This window comes from Halorubrum sp. B53, assembly GCF_059752395.1.
Window position 1 is genome coordinate 1 of the sequence record NZ_MWTH01000005.1, and the last position, 15073, is coordinate 15073.

The window sequence follows — 15073 nt, forward strand, 5'->3', positions numbered from 1 at the left end:
ACCCAGCGACCTGGATGACACCGAACTACCATGGCTCACATCAGATTTCCTCTTACGCCGGAGCGCAGGGGGCGAAATCCTCATCTTCGCGGACTTGATTGTACCCTTCGAGGGGTCATAAACCCATCGAAGCGTTCCAAGTCCAGCGAAACCGGGCCGAGTTGAACGGCCCGAGTTCGCGGATGCGTTCTTCGCATTAGTCACGATGCCCGGGTTGTATTTAACCCCGTCGAACTACCGGCGCCACGTCATGCGGTTTCATGCCGGGGGGAAACTGTGAACGAACCCACAGCTACGCGGTGGAGGGTGCGAAAAAAGATCGAACGATCCCCGAGGCTACTCCTCGTCGATGTACTCAATTCCCTGCTTCGAGACGTTGGCCTTCGTGATGTCGTCGAGGTCGTTGAGCCAGAAGTCCTCGTCCGCCTCGTCGACTTCGGGGGCGCTGTCCTTCCAGGCCCAGCCCTCGTACTCGTGGACCTTTTTCGTCCCTTTCTCGCGGAGCCGGAGCGTCGTTCGATCCGCCTCTTCCTCCGATGGAGCCGGGTCGAGGGTTCGGGCCGCCTTGAGCGCGGCCTGTCGGGGCATGTTTCCGGAGAACTCGCTCGGTTCCGATCCGTCTTCCTCTCGAAGGGCGAAGTTTCGCTTACCGTCTTCACGTACCATGGTTTATGCTCCATGCGAACCCAGCACACAGTGTGTAATAAATATATCGGGGAAATGAAAGCTGCTCGGCAAAACATTTATATATTGACTCCGTCCCGGCTAGCGGTTTTGTCTCCTCAGTACGGAGGGGCTGGGAGGAACGTGAAGCGTCGAGGTGCGGAGTGGCCGGGTGACGCGTCGTGCGTGCACGGGGTAAAGAGAGAGAGAAAGCGGGTTGACCGCGGCGGGTCGAGCCCCCGAACCGCCCGGTGGAACCGAGAGGCGCGGATGCGGGTAAACAACACTTATGTGTCTGCTATGGCGAAATGCGACCAGTACAACCGCGATGGTCCGTAAAAAGAAGCTCAGCCCCAGTGGCGCCAAGGACGACGAGGGGGAGTACCACAACGTCCACGTGAACCTCCACGAGGACGAACTCGCCGTCGCCGGCATGGAGATCGGCGACGAGGTGTTCGTGCGGGTCCGAGACGGGAAGATAATCATCCAGAAGGCGGATTCCAACCCCGAGCAGCTCGAGCACGACTTCTGAAGCGGATCTCCTTTTCCACCTTCCGCCGGCTCACCGGTCGGTCGGCGGATTGATGCCCGCTCGTGACGAGTCCGAAACGATGGGTGCGTACGATCTGTTGAAGCCGGCGCTGTTCGGGCTGCCGGCGGAGACGGCACACGGGATGACACACCGCGTGTTACGAGCCGTACAGGGGACCGCGGTCACGAGCGCGCTACGCGATCGGTACGTCGTCGACGACCCGCGACTGCGGGTCGAGGCGTTCGGGAACGCGTTCCCGACGCCGGTCGGCGTGGCCGCCGGCTTCGACAAGAACGCGGAGGTGCCACGTGCGCTCGCGTCGCTCGGGTTCGGGCACGTCGAGGTCGGCGGCGTGACGGCCGAGCGACAGCCGGGGAACCCGCGACCGCGGCTGTTCCGGCTCCGCGAGGACGAGGCCCTGATCAACCGGATGGGATTCAACAACGAGGGCGCGGACGCCGTGGGCGCCCGGCTCGACCGCGAACCGATGCCCGACGTGCCCGTCGGAATCAACATCGGGAAGTCGAAGTCGACGCCGCTCGCCGACGCGCCGGACGACTACCTGTACACCTACGAGCGCGTCGCGGACGCGGGCGACTACTTCGTCGTCAACGTCTCGAGTCCGAACACGCCCGGACTCCGCGAGCTACAGAACCGCGAGGCGTTAGAGAAGATACTCGGCGGCCTCGCCGACGCGGGCGCGAGCCCCCTCCTCGTGAAGCTCTCGCCGGACCTTCCCGAGCCGGCGGTCGAGGACGCGCTCGGCGTCGTCGACGACCTCGGCCTCGACGGGGTCATCGCGACCAACACGACGACCTCTCGCCCGGAGTCGCTGGAGAGCCCGAACCGCGCCGAGCGCGGCGGCCTCTCGGGGACGCCCATCGAGGATCTCGCCACGAGCCGTGTCAGATTCGTCGCGGAACGCACCGACGTTCCCGTGATCGGCGTCGGCGGGATCTCGGACGCGGCGGGCGCCTACGAGAAGATACGCTCGGGGGCCTCGCTCGTCCAGCTGTACACTGGGCTCGTGTACGAGGGCCCGAGCCTCGCGCGCGACATCAACGAAGGACTTCTCGAACTGCTCGAACGGGACGGGTTCGACTCCGTCACCGACGCGGTCGGCGCAGATCTGTAGTCGGAGAAGGTGGCGGACCGAGGACCGTCGGCCTACGTCTCGCTGACGATGACGACGACGTCGTCGGCCTCTAACAGCTCTCCGTCGCCCCGATACTGCCGCTCCTCCTCGATCGCGAACTCGTCGTCGACGAGCGTGACCCCGGCGACGTGGAGCTCCTCGCCGTCGATCTCGTACGCCTTCTGAGCGATGGCGGCCTCGATATCGCCGACCTGATCCCCGTACTTCGGGCCGATCGTCGCGTAGTCGAGGTCGATCCCGGTGATCACCGTCTCGACCGGCGCGTCGGCGTCGGGGTGGACGGTGAGGTCGTCGACGTGCATCACGCCCGTGATATCGTCCTCGAAGCCGCGGACGTCGGCGTACACCTCGACGGCGTCGAGTTCGGCGTTCAGCGGGAGCTGGTTCTCGCTCTTGTACTTCCGGAGGACGCCGACGACGGCGGTGGCGGCGGCGCCGGCCTCGTGGTCCGCCTCCAGCCCGAGCGGCTCGGGCCAGTCGGCGAGGTGGATCGAGTCGCGCGCGCCGTCGGCGACGGCGGCGTCGACCGCGTCGGGGTCGCTCGCCCCGTCCGCGTACATGTCGTGCCAGAGCTCCTCGGTCACGTGCGCGAGCAGCGGCGCGAACAGCTTGAGGAACCGGCGGTGCGCCGTCCGGAGCGTGTACGCCGCGGCGTCGTCATCGCGCTGCTTGGCGATCTCGAGGTAGTCGTCGCAGAACGTGTTCCAGAAGAAGCTCCGGAGCTCGTCGCGGGCCTTCGAGAACGCGCGGTCCTCGAACAGCTCGGTGAGCCGCTCGACTCGGTCGTCGAGCTCGGCGAGCAGCCAGCGGTCGAGCTCGCGGAGCTCCCCGTCGCCCGGCGCGTCCGGGTACGGCTCCGGCGCCAGCGACTCGACGAGCTTGGAGGCGTTCCACAGCTTGCGGATCAGCTTCTCGCCCGCGCGGAGGTCCTTCTCCTTGAACGGGAAGTCGTCGCCGACGGCGGTGCCGGCGGCCCAATAGCGCGTGGCGTCGACCGGGAACTCCTCGAGCACCGCCTCGGGCTCGACGACGTTGCCGACGGACTTGGACATCTTCTCTCGGTTCTCGTCGAGGACGTGCCCGTTGATCATCGTCTCCTCGAACGGGACCTCGCCGGTGTGCTCGTAGCACTTCACGAGCGTGTGGAACAGCCAGAAGCTGATGATGTCGTGGCCCTGCGGCCGGAGGTCGAACTGATACAGCTCCGGGTGCTCCATCGTGAACGCCTCGGCCTCCTCGTCCCAGTCCCAGCCGGCGTTGATGAGCGGCGTCAGGCTGGACGTCGCCCACGTGTCGAGCACGTCGTCCTCGGGCTCGAACGCGTCGTGCCCGCACGCCGGGCAGGCGTCGACGGGCGGGTCGTCCGAGAGGGGGTCGACGGGCAGGTCGGCCTTCTCGGCGACGACGACCTCGCCGCAGTCCTCACAGTACCAGACCGGGAACGGGATGCCGGAGGAGCGCTGGCGGGAGATGAGCCAGTCCCACTGGAGCCCCTCGACCCAGTGCTCGTACCGGGTGAACATCTTCTCGGGGGACCACTCCATCTCCCGGCCGACCGCGAGGTACTCGTCGGTCTTGTCGAGCATCTCGATGTACCACTGCTCGGTGACGAGGAACTCGACGCTCGTCCCGCAGCGCTCGTGGACGTTGACCGTGTGGGTGATGTCGCGGCGGTCGAGCAGCGCACCCGCCTCGTCGAGGTCCTCGACGATGGCCTCGCCGGCCTCGTCGGCGTGGAGCCCCTCGTACGCCTCGGCGACGCCGGTCATGTGGCCGGACTCGTCGATGGCGACGCGGAGGTCCAGGTCGTGGACCTGGTACCACTCGATGTCGTTCTGGTCGCCGAACGTACAGCACATCACGATTCCGGAGCCGGTCTCCATGTCGACGCGCTCGTCGGCGATGATCGGCACCTCGTGGCCGAACAGCGGGACCTCCGCCGATTCACCGACGAGGTCCTGGTTCTCGTCGTCGTCGGGGTGGACGAAGACGGCGACGCAGGCCGGGAGGAGTTCCGGACGCGTCGTGGAGATGACGAACTCCTCATCGTCGTCGCTGGAAGCGACGGGGAAAGCAATATCGTTGAAGTGGCTGTCCTGCTCGTCGTCCTCGGTCTCGACCTGCGAGATGGCGGTCTCGCACTCGGGACACCAGATCGCGGGGGCCTTCTCGCGGTACTCCCGGCCCTGCTCGTACAGGTCAAGGAACGACAGCTGCGAGATACGCTGGACGCGCGGCTCGATCGTCTGGTAGGTGTGGTCCCAGTCGACGGAGACGCCGAGCGACTGGACGTTCTCGGTGAACTGCTCCTCGTACTGCGCGCAGACCTCGCGGCACTTCGCCTGGAACTCACGGCGCTCGAACTCCTGGTGGCGGATGTCGAGCTCGTCCTCGGTGAGCCGCTCGGAGGCGATCCCGTTGTCGTCGTAGCCGAACGGGAAGAACGTCTCGCCGCCGTTCATCCGCTCGAAGCGGGCGACGAAGTCCTGGAGGGTGAACCCGTACAGGTGGCCCATGTGGAGGCTCCCAGATACCGTCGGCGGGGGCGTGTCGATGGAGAAGACGGTGTTCGGGTCGACCGGGTCGTCGTCGGGATAGGCGTACGTCTCCTCGTCGACCCATCGCCGCTGCCACCGCGGCTCGACGGTGTCGGGGTCGTACTCACCACTGGGCATTTCACGCTCACCTTCCGGCGGTTCCCCCTTAACGGCCTCGGTTGTGGGGGCGCGGGCTACGCCGCGTCGCCCGCCTCGGGACTCACACCACGTCGTCGAGGTCGTGCTCGGCGGCCATCTTCGACGCCTCCGCGGCGAACCGCTCCACCTCGTCGGCCGGCGTCTCGCCGAGCGCGCTCTCGTCGACGTCGCGGCCGGCGGTGATCCCGTCGCCCGTAACGAGTCGCTGCTCGGCGAGTTCCTTCGTGTGCATCCGCTCGCCGTCCTCGGTGGCGTAGGTGAGCCGCACGAGCCCCTTCGAGTCGAACTGCCGGTCGACGAGCCAGACCGTGGTCATACGCGGCGATGGGTGCCTGCGACGCTTAAAAAGGACGGTCGGGCTGCGGGGCGAGCGGTTAACCACGGAGCTCATTCTCGGATGCCGATGCAGTCGGCGCGCGCCCGTGAGCGGCCGGTAGGCCGCGAACAGCGAGGGACCTTCGGTCCCTCTGGCAGCCGGCGGCTGTCGCCGCCGGCGACGAGGACCGCAGCGAGCCCATCGAGTCCTCGCTGCTGGGGCTTTGGAGGTGTGCCCTGTCGGTCCGTTATCGACGAATTATAAGCGAGTGGCTGGGGTGTTGACCATGACTGTCTCCAGAACAATTCCGTATCGGCGTCTGTTTCGATCCTCGACCGGTTCGTCACCCGATGTAACCGATCCTGTGTATGGCGTCGCCAGCGCTTTGTACCGCCTCGCCGAACCGGGAGGCATGCGTGTGAAGTTCGACCGCGACACCTGCGTCGGGATGTACCAGTGCGTCGCCGAATGGGACGCCTTCGAGAAGAACCTGAACGACGGGAAGGCCGACCTGCGGGGGAGCGAAGAGGAAGAAGCGGACGTGTTCGTGGTCGAGGTGCCCGACGGGGAGGAGTTCGACGCGAAGTTCGCGGCGCGGGTCTGCCCGGTCGACGCCATCGAGGTGTACGACGACGACGGCGAGCAAGTGGTGTGAACGACTCAGGATTTCCGATCGTTCGCTTATAAGTGGTAACTAGCGGATCGACTGTGAACACCGCCAAAGCCCCAGTCGCGACGACTCGGAGGCCTTGCTGCGCTCCTCGCTCGCGTTGCTCGCTGCGGTGCTTGCTGCGGCCGCCTTCGTCCTCGCGACTGCCCCTTTGAGTCCCGCCCCGCACAGCAACCGCACCTCATACCTCCCCAGCCTCGTCGCTCGCTCGGGGCTCCCTTCGGTCGCCCACTCCCTCGCGACTCCCTCGCACGCGCTCCTCACGACCGCCGAGGGCGGTCGCTCGGAGGCGCGCGCCACGGTGATTGGTTCATACGAGCGTCGAAGTCACCAATTCCGGTTTATAAACGCTCGGCCAGGTCCTCGGCGAAGTACGTGACGATCAGGTCAGCGCCCGCGCGCTTGAGCGACAGCAGCGACTCGTGGGCCGTCTCTTCCAGGTCGAGCCACCCCTTCTCGGCGGCCGCGTGCAGCATCGCGTACTCGCCGGAGACGTTGTACGCGGCGACCGGGTGGTCGAACTCCCGTCGGACGTCGGCGACGACGTCGAGATAGGGTAGGCCAGGTTTCACCATCAACACGTCCGCACCCTCCTCGGCGTCGATCCGGGCCTCTCGGAGCGCCTCGCGGCGGTTCGCGGGGTCCATCTGGTAGTGCCGACGGTCGCCGAACGCCGGCGCGCCATCGGCCGCGTCGCGGAACGGGCCGTAGAAGGCCGACTCGTACTTGACGGCGTAGCTCATGATCGCCACCGCCTCGTGGCCCGCCGCGTCGAGCGCCTCGCGGATCGCCCGCACCTGCCCGTCCGTCATCGCGGAGGGGGCGACCATGTCCGCGCCCGCGTCGGCCTGCGAGACCGCCGTCTCCGCGAGCAGGTCGAGCGTCTCGTCGTTCTTCACCGTGAGCGTCGGGTCCGTCTCCGCCGACTCCTCGATCACGCCGCAGTGACCGTGGTCGGTGTACTCACAGAGGCAGACATCGCCGATCACGTACGCGTCGGTCTCGGCGGCGATCCGGCGCGTCGCGCGCTGGACGACGCCGTCCTCGGCGTACGCCCGGTTCCCCTCGGGGTCCTTCGACTCGGGGATCCCGAAGAGGATCACGGCCTCGACGCCGGTCTCCCGGACCTCCTCGACGCGGTCGACGGCCTCGCTCACCGGGACGCGCTCGTGGCCCGGCATCGTCTCGATCGGGACGCGCTCGTCGGTCGTCGCGTCGACGAAGACGGGCGCGACGAGGTCCGATGCCGACAGGGAGGTCTCGCTGACGAGCGGGCGGACGCCGTCAGTCCGGAGCCGCCGCGGCCGGTCAGTTGGGTGCATACCGGAGCGTTGGCTCCGGGTCGTCTTTTATGATCCGTCCGCGGCGAGTCGGCGACGGGGACGACGAGAGCGCGGCGAAGACAGCGAAGACGCAGAGAGCCGGCCGGGGATTATTCGGACGACTCGACGTCGATCCGGTCGCGGAGCGACGCGAGCTCGTCCGACTCCGCGAGCTCTTCGACCCGTTCTTTGAAGTGCTCCTCGCAGAGGCCGACGATCACCCCGCTCTGCTCGGCCTCGTACGTGGCCTCCCGCTCGCAGTAGTGACACCGCATGAGTGCAACTCTATCGGCGTCGGGCTTAATCTTGTTCGTCGATCAGGGAGGATCCGGTCTCCCGCGTGGTCGGGTCGGGAAGCCGGTCGCGGACAGGCGCGAACGCCTCGGAGGTCAGCCCCGCTTCGGCGAGGATCCGCTCGTGGGCGTCGCTCCCGCCCGTCAGGAGGAGGTCGTTCTCGGCGGCGACCCGCTCGACGCGGGCGTCGTCGACCGGGCGGCCGTAGGGATAGAACCGCTCGACGGCGTCCAGCTCGCGGGCGACGTCGAGCGCGGCGTCGACGTCGTCGTACCGAAACGGGTGCGCGAGCCCGACGAAGGCGCACGCGTCTCGGAGAAGCTCGACCCCGCGCTCCAGCCCGGTCACGTCGCGCGAGACGTAGCAGGGACAATCGTTCCCGATCAGCTCGTCGAAGGCGCCGGCGTAGTCGTACGGCGCCGCCGATTCCTCGATCGCGCGGGCGATGTGCGGGCGCCCGAGGCCCGGGCGGGGCTCGACGCCGAGGTCGACGCCGAGCCGCTCTTCCACCGCGTCGAGCATCGCCCCGCCGCGCTGCTGCCGGTCGGCCTGGAGCCGCTCGATCTCGGCGTCGAGGGGGTCTGTGTGCTCGACCGCGTAGCCGAGCAGGTCGAGGCGCTCGAACCCGGCGTCGACCCGGAGTTCGATCCCGCGGACGACCCGGACGCCCTCGCGCTCCGCGACCGGGGCGTCGAGGTCCGGGTGGATCCGGTCGTGGTCGGTGACGGCGACCCAGTCGAGCCCCGCGTCGGCGGCGGTCGCGGCGAGCTCCGCGGCCGTCATGGTACCATCGGAGACGGTCGTGTGCGCGTGGAGGTCGGCGACGATCCGGTCCGTGTCCATGGGTCCGGTTCGGCGACCGCGTACTAATTGCCGACGATCGGTGCATGTGAACGCACGCCAATATAAGGAGTTATAATCAGATGGTCCGGACTAAGGTTGTGCATGGACAATCATTAAGAACCATCGGTGGTTTGCATCTGGTGATGCGCTTGAACGGCGTCGACGACCGACTCGAACGGCACCAATATCCGACGACCTCGGAAGAACTGATCGCGGCCCACGGGAACGCGACCGTAGAGCTCGCGGAGGGATCCGAGCGTCTCGGCGACGTGCTGGAGCGGTTCGGAGACCAGACGTTCGACGACGCGGAGGACGTGTTCACCACCCTCCGCGCCGGCGTCTGTCACCGCGGAGTCGGTCGGCGGTTCTACTCGGACCGCGACCCGACGACCAACGCCGAGGACGGGCCCTCGCCGGTCTCGTTCTGAGCTGAATCGCGATTCGACCGCGTTTTTTGAGCGTCCCCTCGCGTCGCCAGCCGCGCCAGCGTCGCGAGCGGCAGGGGCACCGACCGTGCCAGCGTCGCGAGCCGCGGGAGCGCCGTGAGCCGTGTCGGCCGCGTGGGAGAGAGGGTGGCGACGACGTCCGGACGCTACACCCAGTCGATCGCCGGCGAGAGGTCGATCGGCACCGACCCCTTTCGATACCCCTCCACGTGCCCGTCCGGGCGAGCGCGGAGGACGACCGCCGGTCGGTGCCGGACATCCGGTTTAGCGTCGCGGACCGCGGCCCAGTCGTCCGCGGGGAAAGAAGTGCAGTCGACAAGCAGCGTGACGCCGCCGCCGTGCGCCTCCAGCTGACCGCTCGTCTTGGTCTCGGCGGTGTCCCGGACCGCTGCGACGGGGCCGCTGGCGGATCGATTCGAGGCGGGCTGCGGGCGCGTCACCTCGACGAGTGACGCGTTCCCGGTGTCCGGGTCGGTCGCTCGGAAGTCGAGCGAGTGGCCCGTCGTCACCTCGATCTCGGGAGTCACGTCGTAGCCGGAGTCGGTGAGGATCCGGGCCGCGGTGAACTCCGCGATCGTCGCGCTCATCCGCACGAGGTCGAGCGACGACGACGTGCCGAGCTTGCCCGCCATCGTCGCCCGGTAGTCGTCGAGCGTCCCCGGTCGGAGCGTCTCCTCGACGAACGCCGTCCCCTCCTCGCGGGTCGCGTCCGGGAATCCGGCGGCGTGGTCGCGGAAGAACGCCCGGGTCGTCTCCGCGCCGTCCTTCGAGCAGAACACGGGCAGGAAGTACCAGGAGACGTGCGGGTAGGCAGCGAGCCACGGCTCGTCCTCGTGGAGGCCCGCGAGCAGTTCCCGCTGAACCCAGCGGGAGACCGGGTACGCCACCTCGTCGAAGCCGTACTTGTCCGTGCGCCACAGCTCGCTCGGCGTCTCCGTGTTGCCGATCCAGTACCCGGCCGGGCCGCCGTCGGCGCCCGGCGGGGGATCGTCGTCGTCATCGGTCCAGCAAAACAGGGCGAACGAGCCGTCGTCCATGTCGAACCGCCGCGCGTCGTATCCCGGCGGAGCGCTGAACCACGGGTCGCTCGCGGTCGCCCCGAGGTTGTCGTCGAGCGGCCGTTCGAGCTGCGAGCGGACCCGGTCGGCGCTCCACCGGCCGGGAGCGCGCCTGAATCGGAGCGGTTGTGCCACGGCGGTGCTACCGGGCGCCGGGTCTAATCGGTTCCGGTGACACGGACGCGACGCGCCCCCACCGCGCGTCGAAGTCGTTTCGACGAACGGACAGTTCACCGATACATATATGTCTGATTACTTCTAAGTCAAGCTGTGCCATGTCAATAGGTGCCTATGACGAGGCCGAACACGAGCGTCGCGAGCGGAAGACCAGCGAAGTCGACGCCGACTTCGACGCCGAGCGGCCGGAGTACTCCGGGTCGCTCACGTACGACTCCGGCGACTCCGCGGAGGCACTCCTCGACAAGTTCCAAGAGCTACAGGACGAGTGAGACGGCGAGTCACCGCTTTTCTGCGGATCGATTCCGTTCCGAACGGGCGGCCGGCGAGTCCGGTCAGGTCAACGCGATGGCGATCGAACAGACGACCGCGACCGCGAGGACGTGGCCGACGACGGCCCCCAGTAGGATCGGTTCCTCGAGGAGAAACGGGACGAGCACCAGCTGGAGCGCCGAGAAACCGATGTTCTCCGCGTCGAGCCGCCTCACCTGAGCCGCCTCGCTCGGACCGAGGTCGACGTTGACCGCCCGCCACAACGCGACGACCGCGCTCCACCACGACGTGCCGATCCGGTAGGTGAGGTCCCAGAGGATCAGCAGCGTGAGGTACACCACCGGGATCGGCGGGTCGGCGCCGAACAGGCGGTCGAGCAGGGTCCCGTCCCACGCGATCATGTACGTGAGCAGCGCGATGAACGCGAGCACGCCGAGCACGATCTCGATGCTCGACCCGAACAGCAGCCGCTTATGCTCGGGCGGCGTCGAGAGTCGACGGTTCGCGGCGCCGAGCCGATGCATCTCGACGCTGCCGATCGCCGCGACGAGGACGGCGACCGTCCCGGCGACGACCGCGTCCCACAGGCCGTAGTACCAGCCGAGCGCGACCACGCCGACCTGGAACAGCAGGAACTGGATCGCGACCGCGAGCGCGCGGGAGATACCGAGACCCGGGATTCCCCCCACGAGACTTTCGTACACCCACGTCTCGCCGTAGTTCCGGCTCACAGATCGGCCTCTAAATCGGTCGCCGGAACCCCGTCAGTCGAGTCGTCCCGACGAGGCCGGTCGATCGCCCGCGCGACGGCGACCTCGAAGGGCGTCTGTTCGATCGGAACCAGGTCGCGGATGCGGTCGTCCTCGACGATCACGGTGTTCCGGAGCCCCTCGACGAGCGAGCGGGCGAGGTACGGGTTCACGTCGGTCACCAGCCGGAGCCACTTGGCCGACAGCTCCGGGCTCAACACCGGCACCCGGATGATCCACAGCTTGTGCCCGAGCTGTCGGCGGGTCCGGCGGAGGATCTCCGCGTACGTCAACACGTCCGGGCCGCCGATCTCGAAGGTGTCGTCGCGCGTCTCGGGGACCCCGAGGACGCCGGTGAGGTACCCGACGACGTCGTCGATCGCGATCGGCTGACAGAGCGTGTCGACCCACTTCGGCGTCGTCATCACCGGGAGTCGGCTCGCGAGTCCGTGGATGACCTCGAAGCTCGCGCTCCCGGCGCCGATGATGATCGCCGCCCGGAGCGTGGTCAACGCCGGGCTACCCGTCGACAGGATCCGCTCGACTTCGCGGCGGGAGCGGAGGTGTTCGGAGAGCTCTTCGCGGTCCTCCCCGAGACCGCCGAGGTAGATCACGCGGTCGACGCCGGCGTCAGACGCGGCGTCGACGAAGTTGGTCGCGCAGTTGCGGTCGCGCTCCTCGTAGCCGGGACCGCCGTCCATGGAGTGAACGAGGTAGTAAGCGGCGTCGACCGGGTCGCCGTCGATCTCGAACGCCGGCGGGAGCGTGTCGGGCTCCAAGAGATCGCCCTCGACGACGTGGACCCCGGCGGGCGGGGCGTAGCCGTCGGCGTCGCGGACCAGGGCGACGACCTCGTGACCGCGGTCGAGGAGCGTCGAAACGAGCCGGCTCCCGACGAACCCCGTCGCGCCGGTGACGAGCACGCGCATACCGATCCCTCGTGTGGAACGACCATAAGCACACGCCACGACTCGCGGGCGCGGTCGGAGACTGCGGACCCTCCCGTCGCCGGGACCGATCCCTAAAAGAGGCCGCGCGGTGCTCGTTGGGACATGCACGCAGGCGAGTACGAGCCGGTCCGCGGGGTGTCGGACCTGTACGTCCACGACACCGGGATGTTCGACACCGACGAGTACGGGGCCGTGTACGTCTACGACGCCGAGCGCCCGGTCGTGATAGACACGGGGACCGGCGCGAACAGGGAGGCGCTGTTCGAGACGATCGACGAGATCGGGATCGGCCGGGAGGAGCTCGCGTGGATCCTGCCGACCCACGCCCACCTCGACCACGCGGGCGGGGCGGGCCACCTCGCACGGCGCTACCCGAACGCGGAGGTCGTCGTCCCTGAAAAGGGGGTGCGACACCTCGTCGACCCGGGGGCGCTCGTCGCCGGGACGAAGTCCGCGGTGGAAGACCAGTGGGAGTACTACGACGAGCCCGAGCCGATCCCCGAAGACCGGATCTCGGGACTCGCGGAGGGCGACCGGATCGACCTCGGCGATCGCGAGCTGATCGTCCACGAGGCGCCGGGGCACGCGCCCCACCACGCGATCTACCACGACCCCGACGCCGACGTCGTCTTCTCGGCCGACGCGGCGGGGATCTACGTCCCGGCGGTCGACGGGATCGAGCCGACGACGCCGCCGCCGCAGTTCGACCTCGACCAGTGTCTCGCCGACGTCAGGACGATCGAGGAGATCGACCCCGACTACCTCTGTTTCGGCCATTTCGGCCCTCGCGAGTACGAGCCGGAGCTGGCCGGCGAAATCAAGCGCGCGTACGTGGAGTGGGTGGAGGCGATCCGGGAGAAGCGCGCGGAGCTCGGCGACGACGATGCGGTCGTCGAGCACTTCGAGGCGGCGAGCCGGGACGTGGAGTTCTGGAACCCCGAGCGCGCCCGCGCCAACGCGAGCCTGAACGTCCGGGGCGTCCTCGCGTACCTCGATTACGTCGCGGACGAGGACGGCGACTGACGCTCGTCGCCCGTCGCCGCCGACGGAAACCTCCTAAAGCCCGCGTCACCTACCGTCGAGTTATAAATGGGCATCTTCGACACGATCCGCGCCGTGCTCGGGACGAGCGCCGAGACGGACGCGACCCGCGAGGCCGACCCCGAGGACCTCTTCGGGATGTCGACCGCGTACATGACGATGGAGGCCGACCTCGGCTACGACCACTGCGGGGAGGCCGCGCTCTGCTTCTCCGGGGTCGACAGCACCCGCTTCGACGACGCCGTCGAGACGGTCGAGGCCATCCTCGAAGCCGGCGAGATCGAGACCGGAACGGGGTTCCACCGCCACGAGGACGACCACGGCTACCAGTGGTTCGTCCTCGAGGACGACGACCCCGAGGACCTCGTGACCAGCGTCCACTTCGCGGCCGACCAGTTCATCGAGGAGGGGTTCGGATCGCGGCTGCTCGCGGCGGTTTTCGGCTTCGAACGCGGAGAGACGGACGCCTACTGGATCTACTCCTTCCGGCGCGGCGCGTACTACCCCTTCTCCCCGAAGGGGACGAGCGACCGGAACCAGCAGGTCGAGTTCAAGCTCCAGTCCGTCCTCGACGGGGAGCTCGGCCTCGAAGACGACGAGTCGTACTGGTACCCGCTGTGGCCGGACGCGTCCGGGAAACGGCCGTGGGAATGATCCGATGAGCGGGTCGACAGCGGGGGAACCGAACGGCGGCGCCGGTACCGACTCCTCGAGCAGGGAGTACCGCGACCGCGACGCCCTGGGAAAGCGAGTGTTCCGGGGTGTCGCCGTACAGACCGCGGCGCTCAGCGCTGCCGTCCACCTGCTGTGGGCGTGGCCGCGGCTCGGCGACCCGGCCGATCCGCGACCGTACGTGTTCCTGCTGGGGGGCGCGTTCACCGTCGCCGTCGCGGTCGCGACGCTGCGCGCGCCGGAGTACCGGCGCCTGTACGCGCTCGGTGCCGGCACCCTCTCGGCGTTCCTCCTCGGCTACGTCGGGTGGTACGGCGCCGCGTTCGGGTCGGCGCTCGCGAGCAACCCGCTGGCGATCGTCGCGAAGGGTGCGGAGCTCGTCGGCGTCGGCGCGTTCCTCGCCCTCTACCGACTCGCCCCGCCGACGGGCGTCGTGCTCGAACGGCGGCAAGAATCGACCACCGAGGGCGACAATCCCCCCGGGGATGACGAACCTGCGGCGAGTAACGAACCTACAGCGAGTGACGAACCCGCCAACGGACGGTCCGACTCATGACCGACGACGCCTACCTGACGGTCGCGGAGCCCGCGACCGCGACGTTCGAGGTCCGAGGATCGGAGTTCCTCGGCCACGTCGCCCCGGTCGACGGCGTCGACGAGGCAGAGGCGTTCATCGAGCGCGTCGGCGACGAGTACGACGACGCGACCCACAACGTGCCGGCGTACCGGGTGCCGGCCGGGGCGGCGTCGGAGCGAACTCCCGGGAGCGACGTCATGCTCCGCGAGTACTCCTCCGACGACGGCGAACCCTCCGGGTCGGCCGGGAAGCCGGCGCTCAACGTCCTCCAGCAGCGCGAGATCCGCAACGTCGTCGCGGTGGTGACTCGCTACTACGGCGGGACGAACCTCGGGGTCGGCGGGCTCGCGCGCGCCTACTCGCGGGCGGTGAAAGAGGGAGTCGACGAGGCCGGCGTCGTCGAGGAGCGGCCGCACCGGCGGCTGGTCGTCGAGACCGCCTACGACGACTCCGGGACCGTTCGGGGCGTGATCGAGTCGGCCGGCGTCGAGTTCGACGCCGACTACGACGAGCGCGTGCGGTTCGACCTGCGCGTCCCGACAGCCGAGGTCGACGACCTGGTCGAACGGCTCAACAGCGCGACGAGCGGACGGGTCGAGATCGATCGGTAGACCGGGAAATGGACGGCGAGTAGGACT

Annotated in this window: 18 protein-coding genes; 9 read left to right on the plus strand and 9 right to left on the minus strand. The window is 68.3% G+C overall.

Going from position 1 to position 15073, the window contains the following annotated elements:
• Positions 1-336: 336 nt before the first annotated feature.
• Positions 337-666, minus strand: coding sequence for a non-histone chromosomal MC1 family protein (locus B4V06_RS03445; RefSeq protein WP_123113598.1), 330 nt, complete (start codon positions 664-666; stop codon positions 337-339).
• A 325-nt stretch (positions 667-991) separates the two neighbouring features.
• Here B4V06_RS03445 and B4V06_RS03450 point away from each other — a divergent pair, with 325 nt between their 5' ends.
• Together B4V06_RS03450 and B4V06_RS03455 are read left to right on the plus strand one after the other, a co-directional pair.
• Positions 992-1195, plus strand: a complete 204-nt coding sequence (locus B4V06_RS03450) for a hypothetical protein (RefSeq protein WP_092564125.1) — start codon at positions 992-994, stop codon at positions 1193-1195.
• 79 nt (positions 1196-1274) lie between these two features.
• Positions 1275-2330 (plus strand): quinone-dependent dihydroorotate dehydrogenase, encoded by a 1056-nt coding sequence (locus B4V06_RS03455; protein ID WP_123113597.1) that lies wholly within the window; start codon positions 1275-1277, stop codon positions 2328-2330.
• 32 nt (positions 2331-2362) lie between these two features.
• Here B4V06_RS03455 and B4V06_RS03460 read toward each other — a convergent pair whose 3' ends face one another.
• A complete protein-coding gene (locus B4V06_RS03460) occupies positions 2363-5026 on the minus strand; it encodes a valine--tRNA ligase (protein WP_498167480.1) in 2664 nt (887 codons plus the stop codon).
• An 82-nt stretch (positions 5027-5108) separates the two neighbouring features.
• Positions 5109-5363: a DUF7967 family protein gene (locus B4V06_RS03465; RefSeq protein WP_123113595.1), complete on the minus strand. Its 255-nt coding sequence runs from the start codon at positions 5361-5363 to the stop codon at positions 5109-5111.
• A 412-nt stretch (positions 5364-5775) separates the two neighbouring features.
• Here B4V06_RS03465 and B4V06_RS03470 point away from each other — a divergent pair, with 412 nt between their 5' ends.
• On the plus strand, positions 5776-6018 hold the full coding sequence (locus B4V06_RS03470) for a ferredoxin (RefSeq protein WP_123113594.1): 243 nt from the start codon (positions 5776-5778) through the stop codon (positions 6016-6018).
• Between the two features lie 356 nt (positions 6019-6374).
• On the opposite strand, the gene hemB is transcribed toward B4V06_RS03470, so the two are convergent.
• The 3 genes from hemB to B4V06_RS03485 form a co-directional block, all read right to left on the minus strand.
• Positions 6375-7355 carry a porphobilinogen synthase gene (hemB, locus tag B4V06_RS03475; RefSeq protein WP_498167484.1) on the minus strand — a complete coding sequence of 327 codons (981 nt, stop codon included), beginning with the start codon at positions 7353-7355 and terminating at the stop codon, positions 6375-6377.
• Between the two features lie 110 nt (positions 7356-7465).
• The gene (locus tag B4V06_RS03480) at positions 7466-7630 is read right to left on the minus strand and encodes a DUF6757 family protein (RefSeq protein ID WP_176329374.1); all 165 of its coding nucleotides are present in this window, start codon (positions 7628-7630) and stop codon (positions 7466-7468) included.
• Positions 7631-7655: 25 nt separating this feature from the next.
• Complete coding sequence (locus B4V06_RS03485; RefSeq protein ID WP_498167487.1) at positions 7656-8492, minus strand: PHP domain-containing protein; 837 nt, start codon at positions 8490-8492, stop codon at positions 7656-7658.
• Positions 8493-8635: 143 nt separating this feature from the next.
• On the opposite strand from B4V06_RS03485, the gene B4V06_RS03490 reads away from it, so the two are divergent.
• Positions 8636-8920 carry a DUF5789 family protein gene (locus B4V06_RS03490; protein WP_123113591.1) on the plus strand — a complete coding sequence of 95 codons (285 nt, stop codon included), beginning with the start codon at positions 8636-8638 and terminating at the stop codon, positions 8918-8920.
• A gap of 164 nt (positions 8921-9084) precedes the next feature.
• Here B4V06_RS03490 and B4V06_RS03495 read toward each other — a convergent pair whose 3' ends face one another.
• Positions 9085-10131: a DUF5784 family protein gene (locus B4V06_RS03495; RefSeq protein WP_123113590.1), complete on the minus strand. Its 1047-nt coding sequence runs from the start codon at positions 10129-10131 to the stop codon at positions 9085-9087.
• 146 nt (positions 10132-10277) lie between these two features.
• On the opposite strand from B4V06_RS03495, the gene B4V06_RS03500 reads away from it, so the two are divergent.
• Positions 10278-10445 carry a DUF5786 family protein gene (locus B4V06_RS03500; protein WP_255212582.1) on the plus strand — a complete coding sequence of 56 codons (168 nt, stop codon included), beginning with the start codon at positions 10278-10280 and terminating at the stop codon, positions 10443-10445.
• A 63-nt stretch (positions 10446-10508) separates the two neighbouring features.
• On the opposite strand, the gene B4V06_RS03505 is transcribed toward B4V06_RS03500, so the two are convergent.
• Positions 10509-11177 carry a DUF7530 family protein gene (locus tag B4V06_RS03505; RefSeq protein ID WP_498167490.1) on the minus strand — a complete coding sequence of 223 codons (669 nt, stop codon included), beginning with the start codon at positions 11175-11177 and terminating at the stop codon, positions 10509-10511.
• On the minus strand, positions 11174-12124 hold the full coding sequence (locus B4V06_RS03510; protein ID WP_123113588.1) for an NAD(P)H-binding protein: 951 nt from the start codon (positions 12122-12124) through the stop codon (positions 11174-11176). Before B4V06_RS03510 ends, B4V06_RS03505 begins: the two co-directional genes overlap by 4 nt.
• A 123-nt stretch (positions 12125-12247) precedes the next feature.
• Between B4V06_RS03510 and B4V06_RS03515 the strand changes: the two genes are divergently transcribed.
• From B4V06_RS03515 to B4V06_RS03530, 4 genes are all read left to right on the plus strand, one after another.
• A complete protein-coding gene (locus B4V06_RS03515; protein WP_498167493.1) occupies positions 12248-13168 on the plus strand; it encodes an MBL fold metallo-hydrolase in 921 nt (306 codons plus the stop codon).
• Positions 13169-13234: 66 nt separating this feature from the next.
• Entirely contained in the window at positions 13235-13840 is a 606-nt protein-coding gene (gene pspAB, locus B4V06_RS03520) for a PspA-associated protein PspAB (RefSeq protein WP_123113586.1), read from the plus strand.
• A gap of 4 nt (positions 13841-13844) precedes the next feature.
• Positions 13845-14414 carry a hypothetical protein gene (locus tag B4V06_RS03525; RefSeq protein ID WP_498167497.1) on the plus strand — a complete coding sequence of 190 codons (570 nt, stop codon included), beginning with the start codon at positions 13845-13847 and terminating at the stop codon, positions 14412-14414.
• Positions 14411-15046: an IMPACT family protein gene (locus tag B4V06_RS03530; RefSeq protein ID WP_498167500.1), complete on the plus strand. Its 636-nt coding sequence runs from the start codon at positions 14411-14413 to the stop codon at positions 15044-15046. Before B4V06_RS03525 ends, B4V06_RS03530 begins: the two co-directional genes overlap by 4 nt.
• Positions 15047-15073 lie beyond the last annotated feature (27 nt).

Excerpts from the sequence above, each read along its gene's own strand:
- B4V06_RS03445 (WP_123113598.1), bottom strand. The coding sequence starts at position 666 with ATGGTACGTGAAGACGGTAAGCGAAACTTCGCCCTTCGAGAGGAAGAC.
- B4V06_RS03450 (WP_092564125.1), top strand. The coding sequence starts at position 992 with ATGGTCCGTAAAAAGAAGCTCAGCCCCAGTGGCGCCAAGGACGACGAG.
- B4V06_RS03455 (WP_123113597.1), top strand. The coding sequence starts at position 1,275 with ATGGGTGCGTACGATCTGTTGAAGCCGGCGCTGTTCGGGCTGCCGGCG.
- B4V06_RS03460 (WP_498167480.1), bottom strand. The coding sequence starts at position 5,026 with ATGCCCAGTGGTGAGTACGACCCCGACACCGTCGAGCCGCGGTGGCAG.
- B4V06_RS03465 (WP_123113595.1), bottom strand. The coding sequence starts at position 5,363 with ATGACCACGGTCTGGCTCGTCGACCGGCAGTTCGACTCGAAGGGGCTC.
- B4V06_RS03470 (WP_123113594.1), top strand. The coding sequence starts at position 5,776 with ATGCGTGTGAAGTTCGACCGCGACACCTGCGTCGGGATGTACCAGTGC.
- hemB (WP_498167484.1), bottom strand. The coding sequence starts at position 7,355 with ATGCACCCAACTGACCGGCCGCGGCGGCTCCGGACTGACGGCGTCCGC.
- B4V06_RS03480 (WP_176329374.1), bottom strand. The coding sequence starts at position 7,630 with ATGCGGTGTCACTACTGCGAGCGGGAGGCCACGTACGAGGCCGAGCAG.
- B4V06_RS03485 (WP_498167487.1), bottom strand. The coding sequence starts at position 8,492 with ATGGACACGGACCGGATCGTCGCCGACCTCCACGCGCACACGACCGTC.
- B4V06_RS03490 (WP_123113591.1), top strand. The coding sequence starts at position 8,636 with ATGCGCTTGAACGGCGTCGACGACCGACTCGAACGGCACCAATATCCG.
- B4V06_RS03510 (WP_123113588.1), bottom strand. The coding sequence starts at position 12,124 with ATGCGCGTGCTCGTCACCGGCGCGACGGGGTTCGTCGGGAGCCGGCTC.
- B4V06_RS03515 (WP_498167493.1), top strand. The coding sequence starts at position 12,248 with ATGCACGCAGGCGAGTACGAGCCGGTCCGCGGGGTGTCGGACCTGTAC.
- pspAB (WP_123113586.1), top strand. The coding sequence starts at position 13,235 with ATGGGCATCTTCGACACGATCCGCGCCGTGCTCGGGACGAGCGCCGAG.
- B4V06_RS03525 (WP_498167497.1), top strand. The coding sequence starts at position 13,845 with ATGAGCGGGTCGACAGCGGGGGAACCGAACGGCGGCGCCGGTACCGAC.
- B4V06_RS03530 (WP_498167500.1), top strand. The coding sequence starts at position 14,411 with ATGACCGACGACGCCTACCTGACGGTCGCGGAGCCCGCGACCGCGACG.